The following is a 13,843-nucleotide window of genomic DNA, read 5'->3' as shown; positions in this document are numbered from 1 at the left end:
GCACGGCGCGCAAGGTGCGCGCCTTTGCCCAGCCTACGGGGACGAAGGTCCCCTCACCGCCCCTGATCGGCGAATTCGTGCTTGCTCTCGTGGCCGCCGGCAAAGACCAAAATGCCGGCGATCAGCGGCAGGATGGCGAGCACCAGGAGGCCGGTCGAGGTCTGGCCCGTGGCTTCCTTGACCCAGCCGATCAGGTAGGGCCCGGCGAAGCCGGCGAGGTTGCCGATCGAGTTGATCAGGGCGATGGCGCCGGCGGCGGCCATGCCGGAGAGCCAGGCGGTCGGCAGGGTCCAGAACACGCCGAAGCAGCAGAACACGCCGATCGCCGCCACTGTCAGCGCCACCATCGTCAGGGTGGGATCGGTGAGGTACGAGGAGATGCCGAGCGCGACGGCGGTCAGCAGGAGCGGCGCGCCGACATGCATCACGCGCTCGCGCGTGGCATCGGAATGCCGCGCCCACAGGATCATCGCAATGGTGCCGAACAGGTACGGGATCGCGGTGACGAAGCCGGTCTGCGCGTTGGTGAGCCCGAACGCCTTGACGATCTGCGGCAGCCAGAACTGCATGCCATAGAGCGCGCCGACGAAGCCGAAATAGATCAGGCTGAGCGCGATCACCTTGGGCGAGGACAGGGCTTCGCCGAGCGACAGATGCTTCACGGCCTGCTTGGCCGCAATCTCGGAATCAAGCCTCCCCTTGAGCCAGGCCTTCTGCTCGGCCGAGAGCCAGGCTGCCTTCTCCGGCTTGTCGGTGAGATAGAACCAGGTGACGATGCCGAGCAGCACCGAGGGGATGCCCTCGATGATGAACAGCCACTGCCAGCCCTGCAGACCCATCACGCCGTCGAGCCCGAGCAGCAGGCCCGAGATCGGCGCGCCGATCACGGTCGAGACCGGCACCGCGATGGCGAAGGCGGCAAGGAAGCGCGCGCGGTATTCGGCCGGGTACCAGTAGGTCAGATAAAGAATGATGCCGGGGAAGAAGCCGGCTTCGGCGACGCCGAGCAGGAATCGCAGAACGTAGAAGCTCGTCACCCCGTTCACCGTCGCCATCAGCGCCGAGATGATGCCCCAGGTCACCATGATGCGGGCGATCCAGCGGCTGGCGCCGAACTTCTCCAGCGCCAGATTGCTGGGCACCTCGAAGATGAAATAGCCGATGAAGAAGATGCCAGCGCCCCAGGAGAAGATCAGCGGCGTGAACTTCAGCTCGGCATTCATGGTCAGCGCGGCGAAGCCGAGATTGACGCGGTCGAGATAGGAGAAGAAGTAGGCCAGCACCAGGAAGGGAATCAGGCGCCAGGAGATGGCGCGGATGGTCGAGGTCTCGATTGCGCTTTTGGCGCCGCCGGCGGAACCGGCAAAGGTCGTGGTCTGGCTCATGGCTTCCCCCCGGGGTTGTTGCTTTTTTAGGGCAGAAGTGCGGTTTTGAGCATCGCGGGCAAAGAGTCAATGGAGCGAGCAATGCACGGGACGCAGCCGCATGAACCCGTTGCGGCGGTGCGGACGGCGCTTTCCCGCGCTGCACTCGTTCTGGTCGTGATCGCCTGCGGCCTATCCCTGCGCTGGCACGGCTTTCCGCTCGGCCTCCCCGCCTTCGTCGTGAAGTACGGCGGCTCGCTGTTGTGGGCGACCATGGTGTTCCTGCTGGTCGGCGTTTTGGCGCCGCGCCTGACGCGACTGCAGATCGCAGCCATTGCCGCCGCGATTGCGCTCGTGGTCGAGTTCTCCCGCCTGGTGCATGCACCCTGGCTCGATGCATTCCGGCTGACTACGGCCGGCGCCTTGCTGCTCGGCCGCATCTTTTCGCTGTGGAATTTGGTGGCGTATGCGGCGGGGATTGCGGTTGGCGTCTGGCTGGACCGTCTCGTCGCGCTGCGTAGGGTGGGTTAGCCCGCGCTGCGCGAAGCGCAGTCCGCTGGCGTAACCCACCTCTTTCGCCTCGGCGGAGACAAGCAGTGGTGGGTTACGCCTTCGGCTAACCCGCCCTACACTCACTCCGCGAGTTGAAACCGCTCAAACCGATCGAGCTCGTCCTCGATCTTCCGCTTCAGTTCCTTGCGGCCGGCGGTTTTCTTCCCCTCCCCGACCCAGGTCCATTTCTGCATCAGGAGCTTCTTGTCCTGCCGATCGGTCTTGAGATCGAGCGCCGCGACGATCTCGTCACCGACCAACACGGGCAACGCGAAATAGCCGAACTTGCGCTTCTCCTTCGGCACATAGGCTTCGAACAGATGGTTGTAGCCGAAGAAGAGATTGGTGCGCTTGCGCTGGATGATCAGGGGATCGAACGGCGAGAGGATGTGGACGAGATCGGGTGAAATCGCCTCGCCGTTCGCCTCGAGCGAGGCTGGCGCGGTCCAATGCTCGTGCTTGCCGGCGCCATGAAGCGCGACGGAGACGAGCTCGCCGCGGCGGACGCGCGCGGCGATCAGGCGCGCCACCTCTTTCTTGCGCGGAGCGTCGAGATGGCAGGCCGAATCGAGGCTCACGACGCCCTGTGACCGCAGGGCCCTGTCCAGCAGATAGGCCGTGATGTCCTTTGTCGATGCCGGCTTCGGCAGCTTGTCCCAGCCGAAATGGCGCGTCATCAGCTCATAGGTCTTGAGCATGCCCTGGCGCTCGCTGATGGTCACGACGCCGGTATAGAAGGCGAGCTGCAACGCGCGCTTGGAGGGTTTACGGCTCTGCCACAAATGCTCCTTCTCGGTGAGCACGTCATCCTCGATGTCGCGGATCGTCAGCGGACCGGCCCGCACCAGCCGCATCACCTTGCGCATGTCGGCCGGCGTCACCGAGGCATACCATTTGTGCCCGTCGCGGCGGTGCTCGCGCATCGCCGGCAGGAAGAAGCGGAAATCGCCCGTCGGCACGTAGGACAGCGCATGCGTCCAGTATTCGAACACGCTTCTGTCGACGCTCTGGGCATGGCGCAGATCGGCGCGGCGGTAGGACGGGATGCGGCTATAGAGGATGTGATGATGGCAGCGCTCGATCACGTTGATGGTGTCGATCTGCACGTAGCCGAGATGGGCGGTCGCATCCGCAACGGCTTGCGCCCCCTCCCCGAACGGCGCGCGCACGTCGAGCCGCTGGGCATGCAGCCAGATCTGCCGGGCCTGTGTGGTGCTGAGTGGAAGCGGTTTGGGCGCGCGTGACATTGCGAGGTGCAATGTAGCGGGATTCGCGCCGGGCGAAAGAAGCGGGCCGCCAAGCGAGCGCAGGAAAAGCCGCGGCTGCCATCTGCTGACAGCGCGGCACGCACGAAGCGCGAGCGATCAGCGGCTGCCCTTCGGCGCCCTCGACCGGTCGCCGACGCTGCCGGTGGCGATGTCGGGCTCGCAGGAGGCCTTGCCCCGCTCCGACGCCTGGCAGCGATAGACATCGCCGGTCAGGCGATCGACCAGCCACATATTCTCGTCGGTCGGAGCTTCGAGGCCGACATAGCGGCTGGTGAGACCCGTCATCAGCGTCGACACCAGGATCGCCAACGCGATCATCCCGGCACCGATGTAGATGGGCATGGAACTCAGGAAGGCTGTCCGATCCGGCGGGCCGCCACGATGGGATTGATAGTCGCTCGGCCTGGGCACTGGACGGAACTCGGCTCCCTTCCTCGGTGATTGTCGGATGATGAGGTCGTGCTAGGCGCGCATCTGGCCGAATTCTTGTTCGCAGGCAGGCCATCGCGCGACGGCTTTGCGACGATCGGCGAGCAAGAGGAACGCGAAGGCAGCCCGAACCGGGCCGCCTTTGCTTGCCTGCCTCTCAGCGGCGGCCGAACAGCCCACCCATCATGCCGCCGAGCAGACCACCAGGGCCGCCCATCGGATTACCACCGCCACCACCGCCGCCGCCATAATGGCGCCGACCGCCACCACCACCGGAGGAACGGCGACGCACCGGCTCGTCGTCGGCCTGCTCGGAGGAAGCCGCGCGGGTCGAGATGATCTCCGACAGCAGAGCCTTGTGCTGGAGCTTGTTCAGATAGCCGGTCGCGGGATAGCCACGCGCAGCCTGCCACCGCTTGATCACCGAACGGGTCTCGTCGTCGAACTTGCCCGTCGCCTTCACGTCAAAGCCCAGCCCGGTGAGGCGGCGCTGCACGTCACGGCGCTGGCTCTTGTCCAGACCAACCTGGTCTTCGGACACCTGGCTGGCTTCTTCGGTAAAGGTCGCCGGATCGATCCCGGCCGAGAGGTTGCGGGTGGTGTTGGACGGCCCATCCTGCAAGGCCGCGATGCGGGCGAGCGCGATCGATTTGAACGTGCCGTTCGGATAATTGGTGAGATAGGCGTTGAGCTCTTCCACCTTGTTGGAGTCCTTGATCGATCGCCAGAACTCGAGCTCGACGTCGGCGCCTTGCTTGCTCGCGGTCGACACCGCCGCGTTCGCCCCATCGGTCGTGGCCGCAGCCGGTGCGCCGACCGGATTGAGATAGACGTTGCCGGTGAGATTGGTGTGCCCCCAGGGCAATTGCCCCTTGTTGGTCTCGTCACTGACCTGGGCGCGGACCTTGGTCATGGCCTGCTGGATCTCGACGCCGGGCTGGGCGATGTTGGCGACGAGCGCGCGGGTGAACGGGCTGTTGGTGCCGGCCTCGCCGTCGAGCGCGGTCTGGCCGGGGCCGGTGGCAAAGGCGATCAGCGTGCCCTCGCCCGACTTCATCTCGGCAAGGCCGGTCTGCACGTTGACCGAACGGGTGGCCTTGGCCGAACGGATTTTTGCCGCGAACGGATTGTCACGGCATGCATCCAGGAACACGAGCTTCACCTTCGCGTCCGACATGGTCTGATCGAGCGTGAGGTCGACGTTGATAGCCGCGCCCAGCTTCACGTCCATCTCGGATTTCAGGTCGGCGTCGATCGGCAACAAATAGTTGACGCCGTTCACGGCAATCCCGTGGCCGGCATAGAAGAACACGGCGACGTCGGCGCCCTCGCTTTTCTTGCCGAACTCCAGAAGCTTTTCCGTCATGGCGTCGCGGGTGAGATTGGAGCCCTCGACGACATCGAAGCCGACATTGCGCAGCACCCTGGCCATCGCCTTGGAATCGATCGCTGGGTTAGGGAGTTGCGGGACGTTCTTGTAGGCGGCGTTGCCGACCACGAAGGCGACGCGCTTGTCCGCGAAAGCCGCGTTGCCGCTGACGATAAATGCTGCGATTGAAATTGCTGCGATCAAGAAGCGCATGATCATTCTCCCCTGATCCAAACTTCTTCGCTGCCATCGGTTCGGCCTGAGCCGATCCGATGAGAGCAGTCTGATCCAGTTCACGGCAACGCACTGTGATCTGGATCACCCGGGGATTTCTGCTGCTCGAACCGAGCTTGAAGACGCTGCGACAGTTACTTTTCGGGCTGCTGACGCAGCGGGCAATAACGGCTGGTGACGAGCAATAACAGAGAGATTGTACCCGCGAGGGCCTGGAGTCCAGCGCGTCGCGGACAACGATTTCGAACAGGTGAGCCGGAGCTGCGCTCTGCTTTCGATGCGCGTATGAGACGGCGCTGCTTCCCGGCGGTAGGCCGCTGCCACTGGCTGGACATGCCATGGATGCCAACCCGCGCCGGCGCTAAGATCTGCCTGCAATTCGGGTGTGGTGAATGTGACCCGCATCACATCAGGGCATTTGAACCCGGCCTAGGCTCGCGGCATCAAATCGCCATCAGGCGTAACAGCGAGGACACGACAATGACCCGTTTTCATAAATTTTTTGGACTGAAGGCGATTACCCTTGCGGCCGCGCTGTCGATGACCGCGGGCCTGGCGTTTGCCGGCGACAACAACGTCTCCGCCGACCAGATCCTGAACGCGCTGAAGCCGAAGCCGGTGACCCGCGGTCTGTCCGTCGGGACGCAGGCCGACACGGCCCAGCAGGCCAAGGAATCGACCTTCCTCAACACCGTGCGCAACCGCGCGACCCGCTCGCTTTCGATGGGCGAGCGCGAGCAGATCGCCGAGCTCGCCGCGACCAAGCCGAAGATCGATCTGGAGATCCAGTTCGACTACAACTCGGCCGACATCGCCAAGACCTCGATCGCCTCCGTGCAGGCACTCGGCAAGGCGCTCTCCGATCCGGCGCTGAAAGGCTCGACCTTCGTGGTCGCCGGCCACACCGACGCAATCGGCGGCGAGGAGTTCAACCAGGGGCTCTCCGAGCGGCGCGCCGACACCATCAAGAAGTATCTGGTGCAGAACTACGGCCTCAGCGGCGGCGATCTCGTCACCGTCGGCTACGGCAAGACCAAGCTGAAGGATGCCGCCAACGGCGCCGACCCGATCAACCGCCGCGTCCAGGTCGTGAACATGGACACCAAGACGGCGTCGAAGTGATCGCCGCAATCGACAACCCGCCTGCCGCCCGAAGCGGCAGGCGGTTTTCTGTTGTCAGATCCAGCTCTGAAACAGCATCAGGCGGTTGAACGTCTGCATCGAGGTGCCGACGAATGCCGCCGAGATCGGCAGCATCACCGCAAAGCCAACGGCCGCGACGCCGACATAGGCCCACAGCAGCCACCGCGGCAGGCCGCCCCTGCGCAGGACATAGACGAGCGCCAGCGAGGCCGCACTTGCCGCCGGCAGATAGTAATAGATGAAGCCGAGCGTGCGCGGAAGCAGTGCCCAGGCGAGCCACGGGCCGAAATAGAACGCCGCGATCAGGAACGCGTCCCAGCGGCGCGTCACGATGAAGTCGCGCAGCGCGACGGCGAGCGCGAGCAGCGCCGGCCACAGCACCAGCGGATTGCCGAGAAAGACGATCGCGGAGATGTGGTCCTCGGCGATCTTGTCGAACAGGAACCAGACCGGACGCGCGAGCAACGGCCAGGACGGCCACGCGCTCATATAAGTGTGGCCCGCGATCGCGGTGGTCGTGTTGTCGGCGAAGATGCGGCGCTGCGCCTCGATCAGGTCCGACAGCGACAGCCCGTAAAGCGGCACGAAGGTCGCAAGATAGGTCACCGCCGGCAGCACCGCGAAGCACAGCGCGACATGGTGCAGCCTGAAGTCGGGCCAGAGGTCGGGCCGATACCAGTCGTCCGGCTTCGCGTCGGCAAACAGCGTGCGCCAGCTTTGCATCAGGCGGATCGCCGCGACGATGACGATGCAGACGCCGAGCGGAAACAGCCCACTCCATTTGCAGGCCGCGGCAAGACCAAACAGGGTGCCGGCGAACGCGAACAATGCGTGCGGGCGCTCTTTTCGGAATCCATGCATGAAGGCGGCAGTCGCGAGCAGGCCGAAGGCGAGCGCAAAGATGTCGAGCATCGCTATGCGCGCTTGCACGTACACCATCTGGTTCGCCGCCGCGATCAGCGCGGCGGCGATCGCGGGTCCTTGTGCGGCGAACAGTGCGAGACCGCAGAGATAGATCGCGACGATCGCGAGCGCACCGAACAGCGTCCCCGGATAGCGCCAGCCCAGTGCATTGTCGCCGAACGTCGCGATCGACAGCGCGATCAGCTCCTTTGCCAGCGGCGGATGCATCGGATTGAGCACGGACTGCGACATCACCGGTGCAATCATCTGCCGCGCCGCCGGCACATAATGCACCTCGTCGAAGACGAACTTCTCCGGCGTGGTGAGGCCGACCAGCAGCGCGAGATGCGCGACCAGGAAAATCACGACAGCAATCACTGCGCTCCGCGACATCGACGGAGCTGCACGGACTTCCAGTGGTGGTTGTGAAGATTTTTTGCGTGACAAATCTGCGTCACCCCGGGACAAAATAAACTCGCGCATTGCTTTGAACGCATTCTGCCGCAACTGTCACTAAGCATAACGCGAGTCCCGCGCCCCTTGTGATAATTCCGCCACATCGCAAGCATGCGCGATCCGGTACGATCAGGGACACATCGATCGGTTGTGAAATGAATTTGCGTTTCTTGCTTTTCCCCACAGTATTCTTGGCCGTCCTGTGCGCCGCGTCTGGCGCGCAGGCGCAGACACGCGTTGGCGAAGCGGTGCTGGTCCAGAACGAAGTGGTGCGCGTGGCCGCAACCACGACGCCGATCAATGTCGGCGACAGCATGCTGCGCGACGAGACCGTGCGCACCGGCGCCGACAGCGCGGCCCGATTCGTCATGGCCGACAGCACCAATCTGTCGCTGGGGCCGAGCGCGACCTTGAAGCTCGACCGCACCGTCTTCAACGACGAGCACAGCTATCGCGACGTCGCGATTCGCATGACCACGGGCGCGTTCCGCTTCGTCACCGGACATTCGGAGAAGACCGCCTACAAGATCACGACGCCGCTCGCGACCATCGGCGTGCGCGGCACCACGCTCGACATCCTGTCGCAGCGCGGCCGCTCCGTCGTCGTGCTCCAGGCGGGTGCGGCCAGCGTCTGCACGCTGAGCTTCCAATGCGTGCAGCTCACCCAGCCCGGCGACACCGCAATCATCACCTCGGCCGCCGGCAAGGTCAGCATTACCAAGACCAACACGCCGCCCTGGACGTTCGCAGCGAACTGCGCCGCGAATGCCGGCCTGTGCGCCGTGAACCAGTATGCGGACGCCTCGACCACCCCGCCTGCCGTCCATGACGACGGCATGCTGTGCGGGCGCTGATGATGGCCAAGCTAGGCTTCATGCGTCTCCTGATCGGCGGCATCCTGGCCGCAACCGCCGTGCTGGCGGTCGCTGCGTTCGATACGCGCCCGGCCGCAGCCCAGGTCGCCTGCGAGTCCGAGTGCGGCGGGCTGACGCCAACGCAGATCGCCCCGACCTCCACGCCGACATCGAACACACCGAACGCCTATCCGTCGCCTTATCCGAACCCATCCCCGACAGGCGCGGATTCCAGCGGCAATTCGATCAGCGGCCTCGCCGACCAGCGCTTCAACCAGATGATCACCAACCGGGTGCTCGGCACGGTGCTGCTCGGCGTCAACGAGCAGGTCAATTGCAGCGACTGCATCAGCGCGTTCGGCTCGGCCGGCTCGTTCTCGGCCGGCGTCCACGGCCGCAAGGAGCTCACCAACAACCTGTCGCTGCTCGCCGGCATTGCCTACACGCAATACAGCGAGGGCGGCTACAACATCACCAGCGCGCCGATCGGCGCATTCGCACTGCGCTACGACTTCACCGACTGGGGCTCGTCCCGGCCGTTCTTCGACATCGGCACGATCCTGACGCCGTGGGAGAAGGCGCGCTACACCCGGAATTACAACACCAGCCTCGGCCCGGTGAGTGTCACGAGCTCGACCAACGCCTCGAACTACGCCGTCTATGGCCGCGCCGGCTGGATGAGCCGCCTGTCACAGCGCGACGAGGTCGCCGCCTCCATCGAAGTCTGGCAGCTCTGGCAGCGTGTCTCCGGCTATACGGACAGCGCGGTGGCGTTCAACCCGTTCGACGCTGCAATCGCAACCGGCACCGACCGCACCAACCTGGTCAAGATCGGAGGCCAATGGACCCATCTCTACGGCAGCAATGTCGAGGCCAACATCAATGGCGGCTGGGTGCAGTCGTTCGCGGCCCATAGCGGCATCGTCGCCACCGTGACCGGCAACGGCATGGTGGTGCCGACGATCGGCAACCAGGGCTGGTTCGAATATGGCGGCCGGCTCGGCTTCCGCGTTTCCAAGGGCTGGATCGTGGACCTCTTCGCGAACGGTACGCTCGGCCCGCAGCCGGTCGGCAACACCATTCACGGCGGCGTAGGGCTGCGGATCAATTACTAGCGCAGAGATCGTAGGGTGGGCAAAGCGGAGCGTGCCCACCGCTTCTCTCTCAGTCGGGAAAGACGGTGGGCACGGCGCTGGCGCGCCTTTGCCCACCCTACGGCATCGGTCTTGACTTCACGCCGCCGACTTGCCCTCGAACGCCCGGCGCACGCCTTCGATATCGAGCTTGACCATCTTCATCATGGCCTGCATCGCGCGCCTCGCTGCTGCGGTGTCGGAGCTCGAAAAGAATTCGAACATCGCCTTCGGCACGACCTGCCAGGACACGCCGTAGCGGTCCTTCAGCCAGCCGCACTGCTCTTCCTTGCCGCCATGGGCGAGGAAGGCGTCCCAGACGCTGTCGACCTGGGCCTGGTCGTCGCACTTGATCATCAGCGAGAGCGCGTGGGTGTACTCTTTCTTCATGCCGCCGTTCAGCGCGACGAGGCGCTGACCGCCCAGCGTGAACTCGACGACGAGCACCGAGCCTTCCTTGCCGGACGGATTGTCGGCGACGTTGCGCTGAACGTGCAGGATCTCCGAGTCGGGCATGAGCGAGACATAGAAGTTCGCGGCCTCCTCGGCATTGCCGTTGAACCACAGGCATGGCGTGACCTTGGACATCGTGAATGCTCCTCTTTCGGGATTTCGATCAGGCGTGCGCCATGTCGGGCTGCGCAGGCGCGGCCGCCATGTCCACCCACGTCACGCCCCACATATGGCCGTCGGGATCCTCGAAGCTCCGCCCGTACATGAAGCTGAACTCCTCCTTCGGGCTGGGATCGGGCATGCCGCCCGCGACCACGGCCTTGCCGACGATATCGTCGACCTCGCTGCGGCTGTCCGCGGACAGGCAGAGCAGCACCTGGCTCGCGGCCCTCGCATCCATGATCGGCCTCGGCGTAAACTGGCGGAATTTGTCGTGGGTCACCAGCATGGCGAAAATGGTCTCGGAGAAGACCATGCAGGACGCCGTCTCGTCGCTGAATTGCGGGTTCTTGACCGCGCCGACCGCCTCATAAAAGGCGGTGGCGCGCTTGAGGTCGGTCACCGGCAGACTGACGAAGATCATCTTGGGCATCGGAAGCTCCTTCGAGGGGTTCCGCCCAAGGACGGACGGCCAGGCGGCCATCCGACACGGCTTCCGAATATTTTTTGGCGCTGGGCCTACTTCGTCTCGTTCGGATCCCGGTGGATGGGATCGACCCACAGCACCGTCTCGGGCTTCTCGACCGGCTCGATGTCAAGATTGATCGCGACCGCCTCGCCGTCGCTGCGCACCAGCACGCATTCCAGCACCTCGTCGGGGCTGGCGTTGATCTCCTGATGCGGTACGTAAGGCGGCACGAAAATGAAATCGCCGGGGCCGGCTTCCGCGGTGAATTGCAGGCTCTCACCCCAGCGCATACGCGCCTTGCCTTTCACCACATAGATGACGCTTTCGAGATGGCCGTGGTGATGCGCGCCGGTCTTGGCATCCGGCTTGATGCTGACGGTGCCCGCCCACAATTTCTGCGCGCCGACACGTGCGAAATTGATGGCGGCTGCGCGGTCCATACCTGCCGTCGACGGCACGTTCGTATCGAGCTGGTTGCCGGGAATGATGCGCACGCCATCATGTTTCCAGCGATCGTCGTGATCGTGATGGTGGGAATGCGTGTGGTCGTGGCCGGTCATTGGTCTTGCTTTCCGTTGGTTCCGTGCGCGGCAAGCTAACCAAAGCCGCCGCATCAAGCCATACCAAAATCGGAACGCTCATAGCCGCCCAGCGTTGCTTTCCTGAGCAAATCGCAAGGAGAGTTTCATGGGTAGCACGACCGACAAGATCAAAGGCACCACCAACGAGGCGATCGGCAAGGCCAAACAGGGCGTCGGTGAAGCCACCGGTTCCGAGCGCATGAAGGGCGAAGGCACGGTCCAGGAGGTCAAGGGCAAGGGCCAGAAGGCCATGGGTGATGCCAAGGACGCCGCAAAGGATGCGATCGACCGCGCAGCAGGGGCCGCAAAGCGCGGTACCGAGTAGGACGTCAGAGCTGAAAGCGAAAGACCGGCCACAAGGGCCGGTCTCTTGTGTTGATCTCTATCCGTCATGGCCGGGCTTGCCCGGCCATTCGCGTCCTGGCCGACGGAAGCAACAACGTGGTTGCCCGGGCGTAGGCCAGCGGAAGCGACGCCGTCCTTCGGACCGCTACGTCGCGACCTGCGGTCACTTCACCGCGAGCAATTCCACATCGAACATCAGCGTCGCGTTCGGCGGGATCACGCCGCCGGCGCCGCGTGCGCCGTAGCCGAGCTGCGGCGGGATGATCAGCGTGCGCTTGCCACCGACCTTCATCGAGGCGACACCCTCGTCCCACCCCGCGATGACGCGGCCCTTGCCGATCGGAAACTCGAACGGCTCGTTGCGATCGACCGACGAGTCGAATTTCTTGCCCTTCTGGCCGTTCTCATAGAGCCAGCCGGTGTAGTGCATCACGCAGATCTGGCCGGGCTTCGGCGAGGCGCCGGTGCCGACGACGTTATCGATGATCTGCAAGCCTGAAGCTGTGGTCATGGTCTTTCCTGCGGTCTGGGCCGAGGCCGTGGTGGAAACGAAATGCGACACGCCGCCGATCACGGTGATCGCGAGTGCCGACATCAGGGCGAGAAGCGCGCGCTGAAAACGCTGCATAAGACACCTTCCATTTGAGGCGGAAGGTGTCTAGTGGTTCATCACAGTGGTTTTGACTCTTTGGCGGCAACTGGATAGGCGCGACCGAGTTTGGCGCGGGCTTTGTCGGTTGTGAACATCCATTTGATGCGGTCTCGCGCCTTGTTTCGCTGCCGTTGCCATGCTGCGATTTCTTTTCGAAGCCTTTTGGGATCGTCGATGCGACGGCCGAGACACTGGCGCTGCAGCACGCTGATCTCGCACTCGACCATATTGAGCCAGCTGGCGTGTTTCGGGGTGTAGTGGAACTCGAGGCGGCGCAGGATGCGACGGGCCTCGGCAGGCGCAAATGCCTGATATAGCGCGCCGGCCGTATGAATCGACAGATTGTCCTGCACCACACGGATGCAGGCGGCATTGGGATAGTGGACGTCGACGAGTTCGCGCATGCAGTGCGCGTAGTCGACCGCGGCGCGGTGGTCTGTAACCTTGACATTGCGCCAGCCGCGATGCGGATCGAAGGTGACGAAGAGATTGACGGTACCGTTGCGGCGATATTCGTAATCGTAGCGCTCGCGCTGTCCCGGTTGGGCAGGGATCGGCTGGCGTACCTCGCCGATCAGCTGGACTGGGGTCTCGTCGAAGCAAACCAGGGGCCGCTCGGGATCCGGCGCCTCGGCGTAGAGATCGAGCACATCCTCCATCCGGGCGACGTATTCGCCGTCGACATGAGGAATGCACCACATATCCCGGCGCCACGGCTTGAGGTCGTTGTCGGCCAGCCGGCGGCGCACGGTCTCGCCCGACAGGCTGGCGTGATCGGTGAGCTTGACCATCGCGTCGGCCAGCAATGTCAGCGTCCAGCGTTTGCGGCCGGCGGGCGGCTTGGCGCATGCCGTCGCCACCAGCAGGGCCTCTTCCTTGCCTGTCAGCTTGCGTTCCGCGCCCGGACGCGGCTCCTCACTCAAGGCCCGCTCCAGATTGCCTTCTACGAAACGGCGTTTGGTCCGGCCGACGGTGGAAAGGCTGACCCGGACGGTTCGGGCAATCTCCGCGTCGCAGCTGCCTGAATCGGCCGCCAGCACAATCTGAGCCCGTTTGAGTTTGCGGGCGGAATGCGTGCCGCCGCCGAGCATTGCCGTCAGTTCGTCCCGCTCGGCTTGGCTCAATTCGACCCGATAACGTACATTCATGCTTCGCCTCCTTGTCGGAGGCCGGGACGAATCCAGCTATGAGTCAAAAATCAGGCGCGCACTTCACCGAGAAGCAGGGACACTATCTCGCTTTCATCCATACCTACTCGTACATGTTCGGACAGCCGCCCGCCGAGGCCGACATCCAGCGGCATTTCCGCGTCAGCCCGCCGTCAGTCCACCAGATGATCCTCACCCTCGAACGCAACGGGTTCATTCGTCGCCAGCCCGGCGTCGCTCGAAGCATCGAGATCCTCTTGCCACCCGAAAAGTTGCCTATCCTCGGATGGCTCGGTATCAAAACGTCAAAATCACTGTGATGAACCACTAG

At 64.0% G+C, this 13,843-nt stretch carries 16 protein-coding genes; 6 read left to right on the top strand and 10 right to left on the bottom strand.

Annotation, left to right across the window (positions count from 1 at the left end; translation table 11 throughout):
- Positions 1-53 precede the first annotated feature (53 nt).
- Positions 54-1,385, bottom strand: a complete 1,332-nt coding sequence (locus tag AXW67_RS35125; protein ID WP_063681598.1) for an MFS transporter — start codon at positions 1,383-1,385, stop codon at positions 54-56.
- An 81-nt stretch (positions 1,386-1,466) separates the two neighbouring features.
- On the opposite strand from AXW67_RS35125, the gene AXW67_RS35120 reads away from it, so the two are divergent.
- Positions 1,467-1,895, top strand: coding sequence for a ribosomal maturation YjgA family protein (locus AXW67_RS35120; protein ID WP_063681597.1), 429 nt, complete (start codon positions 1,467-1,469; stop codon positions 1,893-1,895).
- 101 nt (positions 1,896-1,996) lie between these two features.
- Here the strand turns inward: AXW67_RS35120 and AXW67_RS35115 are convergent, their stop codons facing one another.
- From AXW67_RS35115 to AXW67_RS35105, 3 genes are all read right to left on the bottom strand, one after another.
- The gene (locus AXW67_RS35115; RefSeq protein WP_063681596.1) at positions 1,997-3,163 is read right to left on the bottom strand and encodes a winged helix-turn-helix domain-containing protein; all 1,167 of its coding nucleotides are present in this window, start codon (positions 3,161-3,163) and stop codon (positions 1,997-1,999) included.
- 117 nt (positions 3,164-3,280) lie between these two features.
- Entirely contained in the window at positions 3,281-3,526 is a 246-nt protein-coding gene (locus AXW67_RS35110) for a hypothetical protein (protein ID WP_027552932.1), read from the bottom strand.
- Positions 3,527-3,770: 244 nt separating this feature from the next.
- Positions 3,771-5,195: a caspase family protein gene (locus tag AXW67_RS35105; RefSeq protein ID WP_063681638.1), complete on the bottom strand. Its 1,425-nt coding sequence runs from the start codon at positions 5,193-5,195 to the stop codon at positions 3,771-3,773.
- A gap of 501 nt (positions 5,196-5,696) precedes the next feature.
- Between AXW67_RS35105 and AXW67_RS35100 the strand changes: the two genes are divergently transcribed.
- Positions 5,697-6,338 carry an OmpA family protein gene (locus tag AXW67_RS35100; RefSeq protein WP_063681595.1) on the top strand — a complete coding sequence of 214 codons (642 nt, stop codon included), beginning with the start codon at positions 5,697-5,699 and terminating at the stop codon, positions 6,336-6,338.
- A 54-nt stretch (positions 6,339-6,392) separates the two neighbouring features.
- On the opposite strand, the gene AXW67_RS35095 is transcribed toward AXW67_RS35100, so the two are convergent.
- On the bottom strand, positions 6,393-7,655 hold the full coding sequence (locus tag AXW67_RS35095) for a phospholipid carrier-dependent glycosyltransferase (protein ID WP_063681594.1): 1,263 nt from the start codon (positions 7,653-7,655) through the stop codon (positions 6,393-6,395).
- A gap of 218 nt (positions 7,656-7,873) precedes the next feature.
- Between AXW67_RS35095 and AXW67_RS35090 the strand changes: the two genes are divergently transcribed.
- Both AXW67_RS35090 and AXW67_RS35085 read left to right on the top strand, forming a co-directional pair.
- Complete coding sequence (locus tag AXW67_RS35090; protein ID WP_063681593.1) at positions 7,874-8,572, top strand: FecR family protein; 699 nt, start codon at positions 7,874-7,876, stop codon at positions 8,570-8,572.
- A gap of 2 nt (positions 8,573-8,574) precedes the next feature.
- Entirely contained in the window at positions 8,575-9,687 is a 1,113-nt protein-coding gene (locus tag AXW67_RS35085; RefSeq protein ID WP_063681637.1) for a hypothetical protein, read from the top strand.
- A gap of 117 nt (positions 9,688-9,804) precedes the next feature.
- Here AXW67_RS35085 and AXW67_RS35080 read toward each other — a convergent pair whose 3' ends face one another.
- The 3 genes from AXW67_RS35080 to AXW67_RS35070 form a co-directional block, all read right to left on the bottom strand.
- Positions 9,805-10,293, bottom strand: a complete 489-nt coding sequence (locus tag AXW67_RS35080; RefSeq protein ID WP_063681592.1) for a VOC family protein — start codon at positions 10,291-10,293, stop codon at positions 9,805-9,807.
- Between the two features lie 28 nt (positions 10,294-10,321).
- Entirely contained in the window at positions 10,322-10,750 is a 429-nt protein-coding gene (locus AXW67_RS35075; RefSeq protein ID WP_027552925.1) for a VOC family protein, read from the bottom strand.
- Between the two features lie 86 nt (positions 10,751-10,836).
- On the bottom strand, positions 10,837-11,346 hold the full coding sequence (locus AXW67_RS35070) for a cupin domain-containing protein (RefSeq protein WP_063681591.1): 510 nt from the start codon (positions 11,344-11,346) through the stop codon (positions 10,837-10,839).
- Between the two features lie 127 nt (positions 11,347-11,473).
- Here AXW67_RS35070 and AXW67_RS35065 point away from each other — a divergent pair, with 127 nt between their 5' ends.
- Positions 11,474-11,692 (top strand): CsbD family protein, encoded by a 219-nt coding sequence (locus AXW67_RS35065; RefSeq protein WP_027552923.1) that lies wholly within the window; start codon positions 11,474-11,476, stop codon positions 11,690-11,692.
- Positions 11,693-11,875: 183 nt separating this feature from the next.
- On the opposite strand, the gene AXW67_RS35060 is transcribed toward AXW67_RS35065, so the two are convergent.
- Positions 11,876-12,340: an FKBP-type peptidyl-prolyl cis-trans isomerase gene (locus AXW67_RS35060; protein ID WP_063681590.1), complete on the bottom strand. Its 465-nt coding sequence runs from the start codon at positions 12,338-12,340 to the stop codon at positions 11,876-11,878.
- 41 nt (positions 12,341-12,381) lie between these two features.
- Positions 12,382-13,512 carry an IS630 family transposase gene (locus AXW67_RS35055; protein WP_063675747.1) on the bottom strand — a complete coding sequence of 377 codons (1,131 nt, stop codon included), beginning with the start codon at positions 13,510-13,512 and terminating at the stop codon, positions 12,382-12,384.
- 38 nt (positions 13,513-13,550) lie between these two features.
- Here AXW67_RS35055 and AXW67_RS35050 point away from each other — a divergent pair, with 38 nt between their 5' ends.
- A complete protein-coding gene (locus tag AXW67_RS35050) occupies positions 13,551-13,832 on the top strand; it encodes a LexA family protein (protein WP_063675745.1) in 282 nt (93 codons plus the stop codon).
- The last annotated feature ends 11 nt before the right edge of the window (positions 13,833-13,843 follow it).

This window comes from Bradyrhizobium neotropicale (assembly GCF_001641695.1).
GTDB classification, from domain to species: Bacteria; Pseudomonadota; Alphaproteobacteria; order Rhizobiales; family Xanthobacteraceae; genus Bradyrhizobium; species Bradyrhizobium neotropicale.
Note: the sequence above shows the minus strand (reverse complement) of the source record. Positions and strands in the feature narration are given on the sequence as shown.

Excerpts from the sequence above, each read along its gene's own strand:
- AXW67_RS35090 (WP_063681593.1), top strand. The coding sequence starts at position 7,874 with ATGAATTTGCGTTTCTTGCTTTTCCCCACAGTATTCTTGGCCGTCCTG.
- AXW67_RS35050 (WP_063675745.1), top strand. The coding sequence starts at position 13,551 with ATGAGTCAAAAATCAGGCGCGCACTTCACCGAGAAGCAGGGACACTAT.
- AXW67_RS35080 (WP_063681592.1), bottom strand. The coding sequence starts at position 10,293 with ATGTCCAAGGTCACGCCATGCCTGTGGTTCAACGGCAATGCCGAGGAG.
- AXW67_RS35115 (WP_063681596.1), bottom strand. The coding sequence starts at position 3,163 with ATGTCACGCGCGCCCAAACCGCTTCCACTCAGCACCACACAGGCCCGG.
- AXW67_RS35065 (WP_027552923.1), top strand. The coding sequence starts at position 11,474 with ATGGGTAGCACGACCGACAAGATCAAAGGCACCACCAACGAGGCGATC.
- AXW67_RS35055 (WP_063675747.1), bottom strand. The coding sequence starts at position 13,512 with ATGAATGTACGTTATCGGGTCGAATTGAGCCAAGCCGAGCGGGACGAA.
- AXW67_RS35085 (WP_063681637.1), top strand. The coding sequence starts at position 8,575 with ATGGCCAAGCTAGGCTTCATGCGTCTCCTGATCGGCGGCATCCTGGCC.
- AXW67_RS35105 (WP_063681638.1), bottom strand. The coding sequence starts at position 5,195 with ATGCGCTTCTTGATCGCAGCAATTTCAATCGCAGCATTTATCGTCAGC.
- AXW67_RS35070 (WP_063681591.1), bottom strand. The coding sequence starts at position 11,346 with ATGACCGGCCACGACCACACGCATTCCCACCATCACGATCACGACGAT.
- AXW67_RS35120 (WP_063681597.1), top strand. The coding sequence starts at position 1,467 with ATGCACGGGACGCAGCCGCATGAACCCGTTGCGGCGGTGCGGACGGCG.
- AXW67_RS35100 (WP_063681595.1), top strand. The coding sequence starts at position 5,697 with ATGACCCGTTTTCATAAATTTTTTGGACTGAAGGCGATTACCCTTGCG.
- AXW67_RS35110 (WP_027552932.1), bottom strand. The coding sequence starts at position 3,526 with ATGCCCATCTACATCGGTGCCGGGATGATCGCGTTGGCGATCCTGGTG.
- AXW67_RS35060 (WP_063681590.1), bottom strand. The coding sequence starts at position 12,340 with ATGCAGCGTTTTCAGCGCGCGCTTCTCGCCCTGATGTCGGCACTCGCG.
- AXW67_RS35075 (WP_027552925.1), bottom strand. The coding sequence starts at position 10,750 with ATGCCCAAGATGATCTTCGTCAGTCTGCCGGTGACCGACCTCAAGCGC.
- AXW67_RS35095 (WP_063681594.1), bottom strand. The coding sequence starts at position 7,655 with ATGTCGCGGAGCGCAGTGATTGCTGTCGTGATTTTCCTGGTCGCGCAT.
- AXW67_RS35125 (WP_063681598.1), bottom strand. The coding sequence starts at position 1,385 with ATGAGCCAGACCACGACCTTTGCCGGTTCCGCCGGCGGCGCCAAAAGC.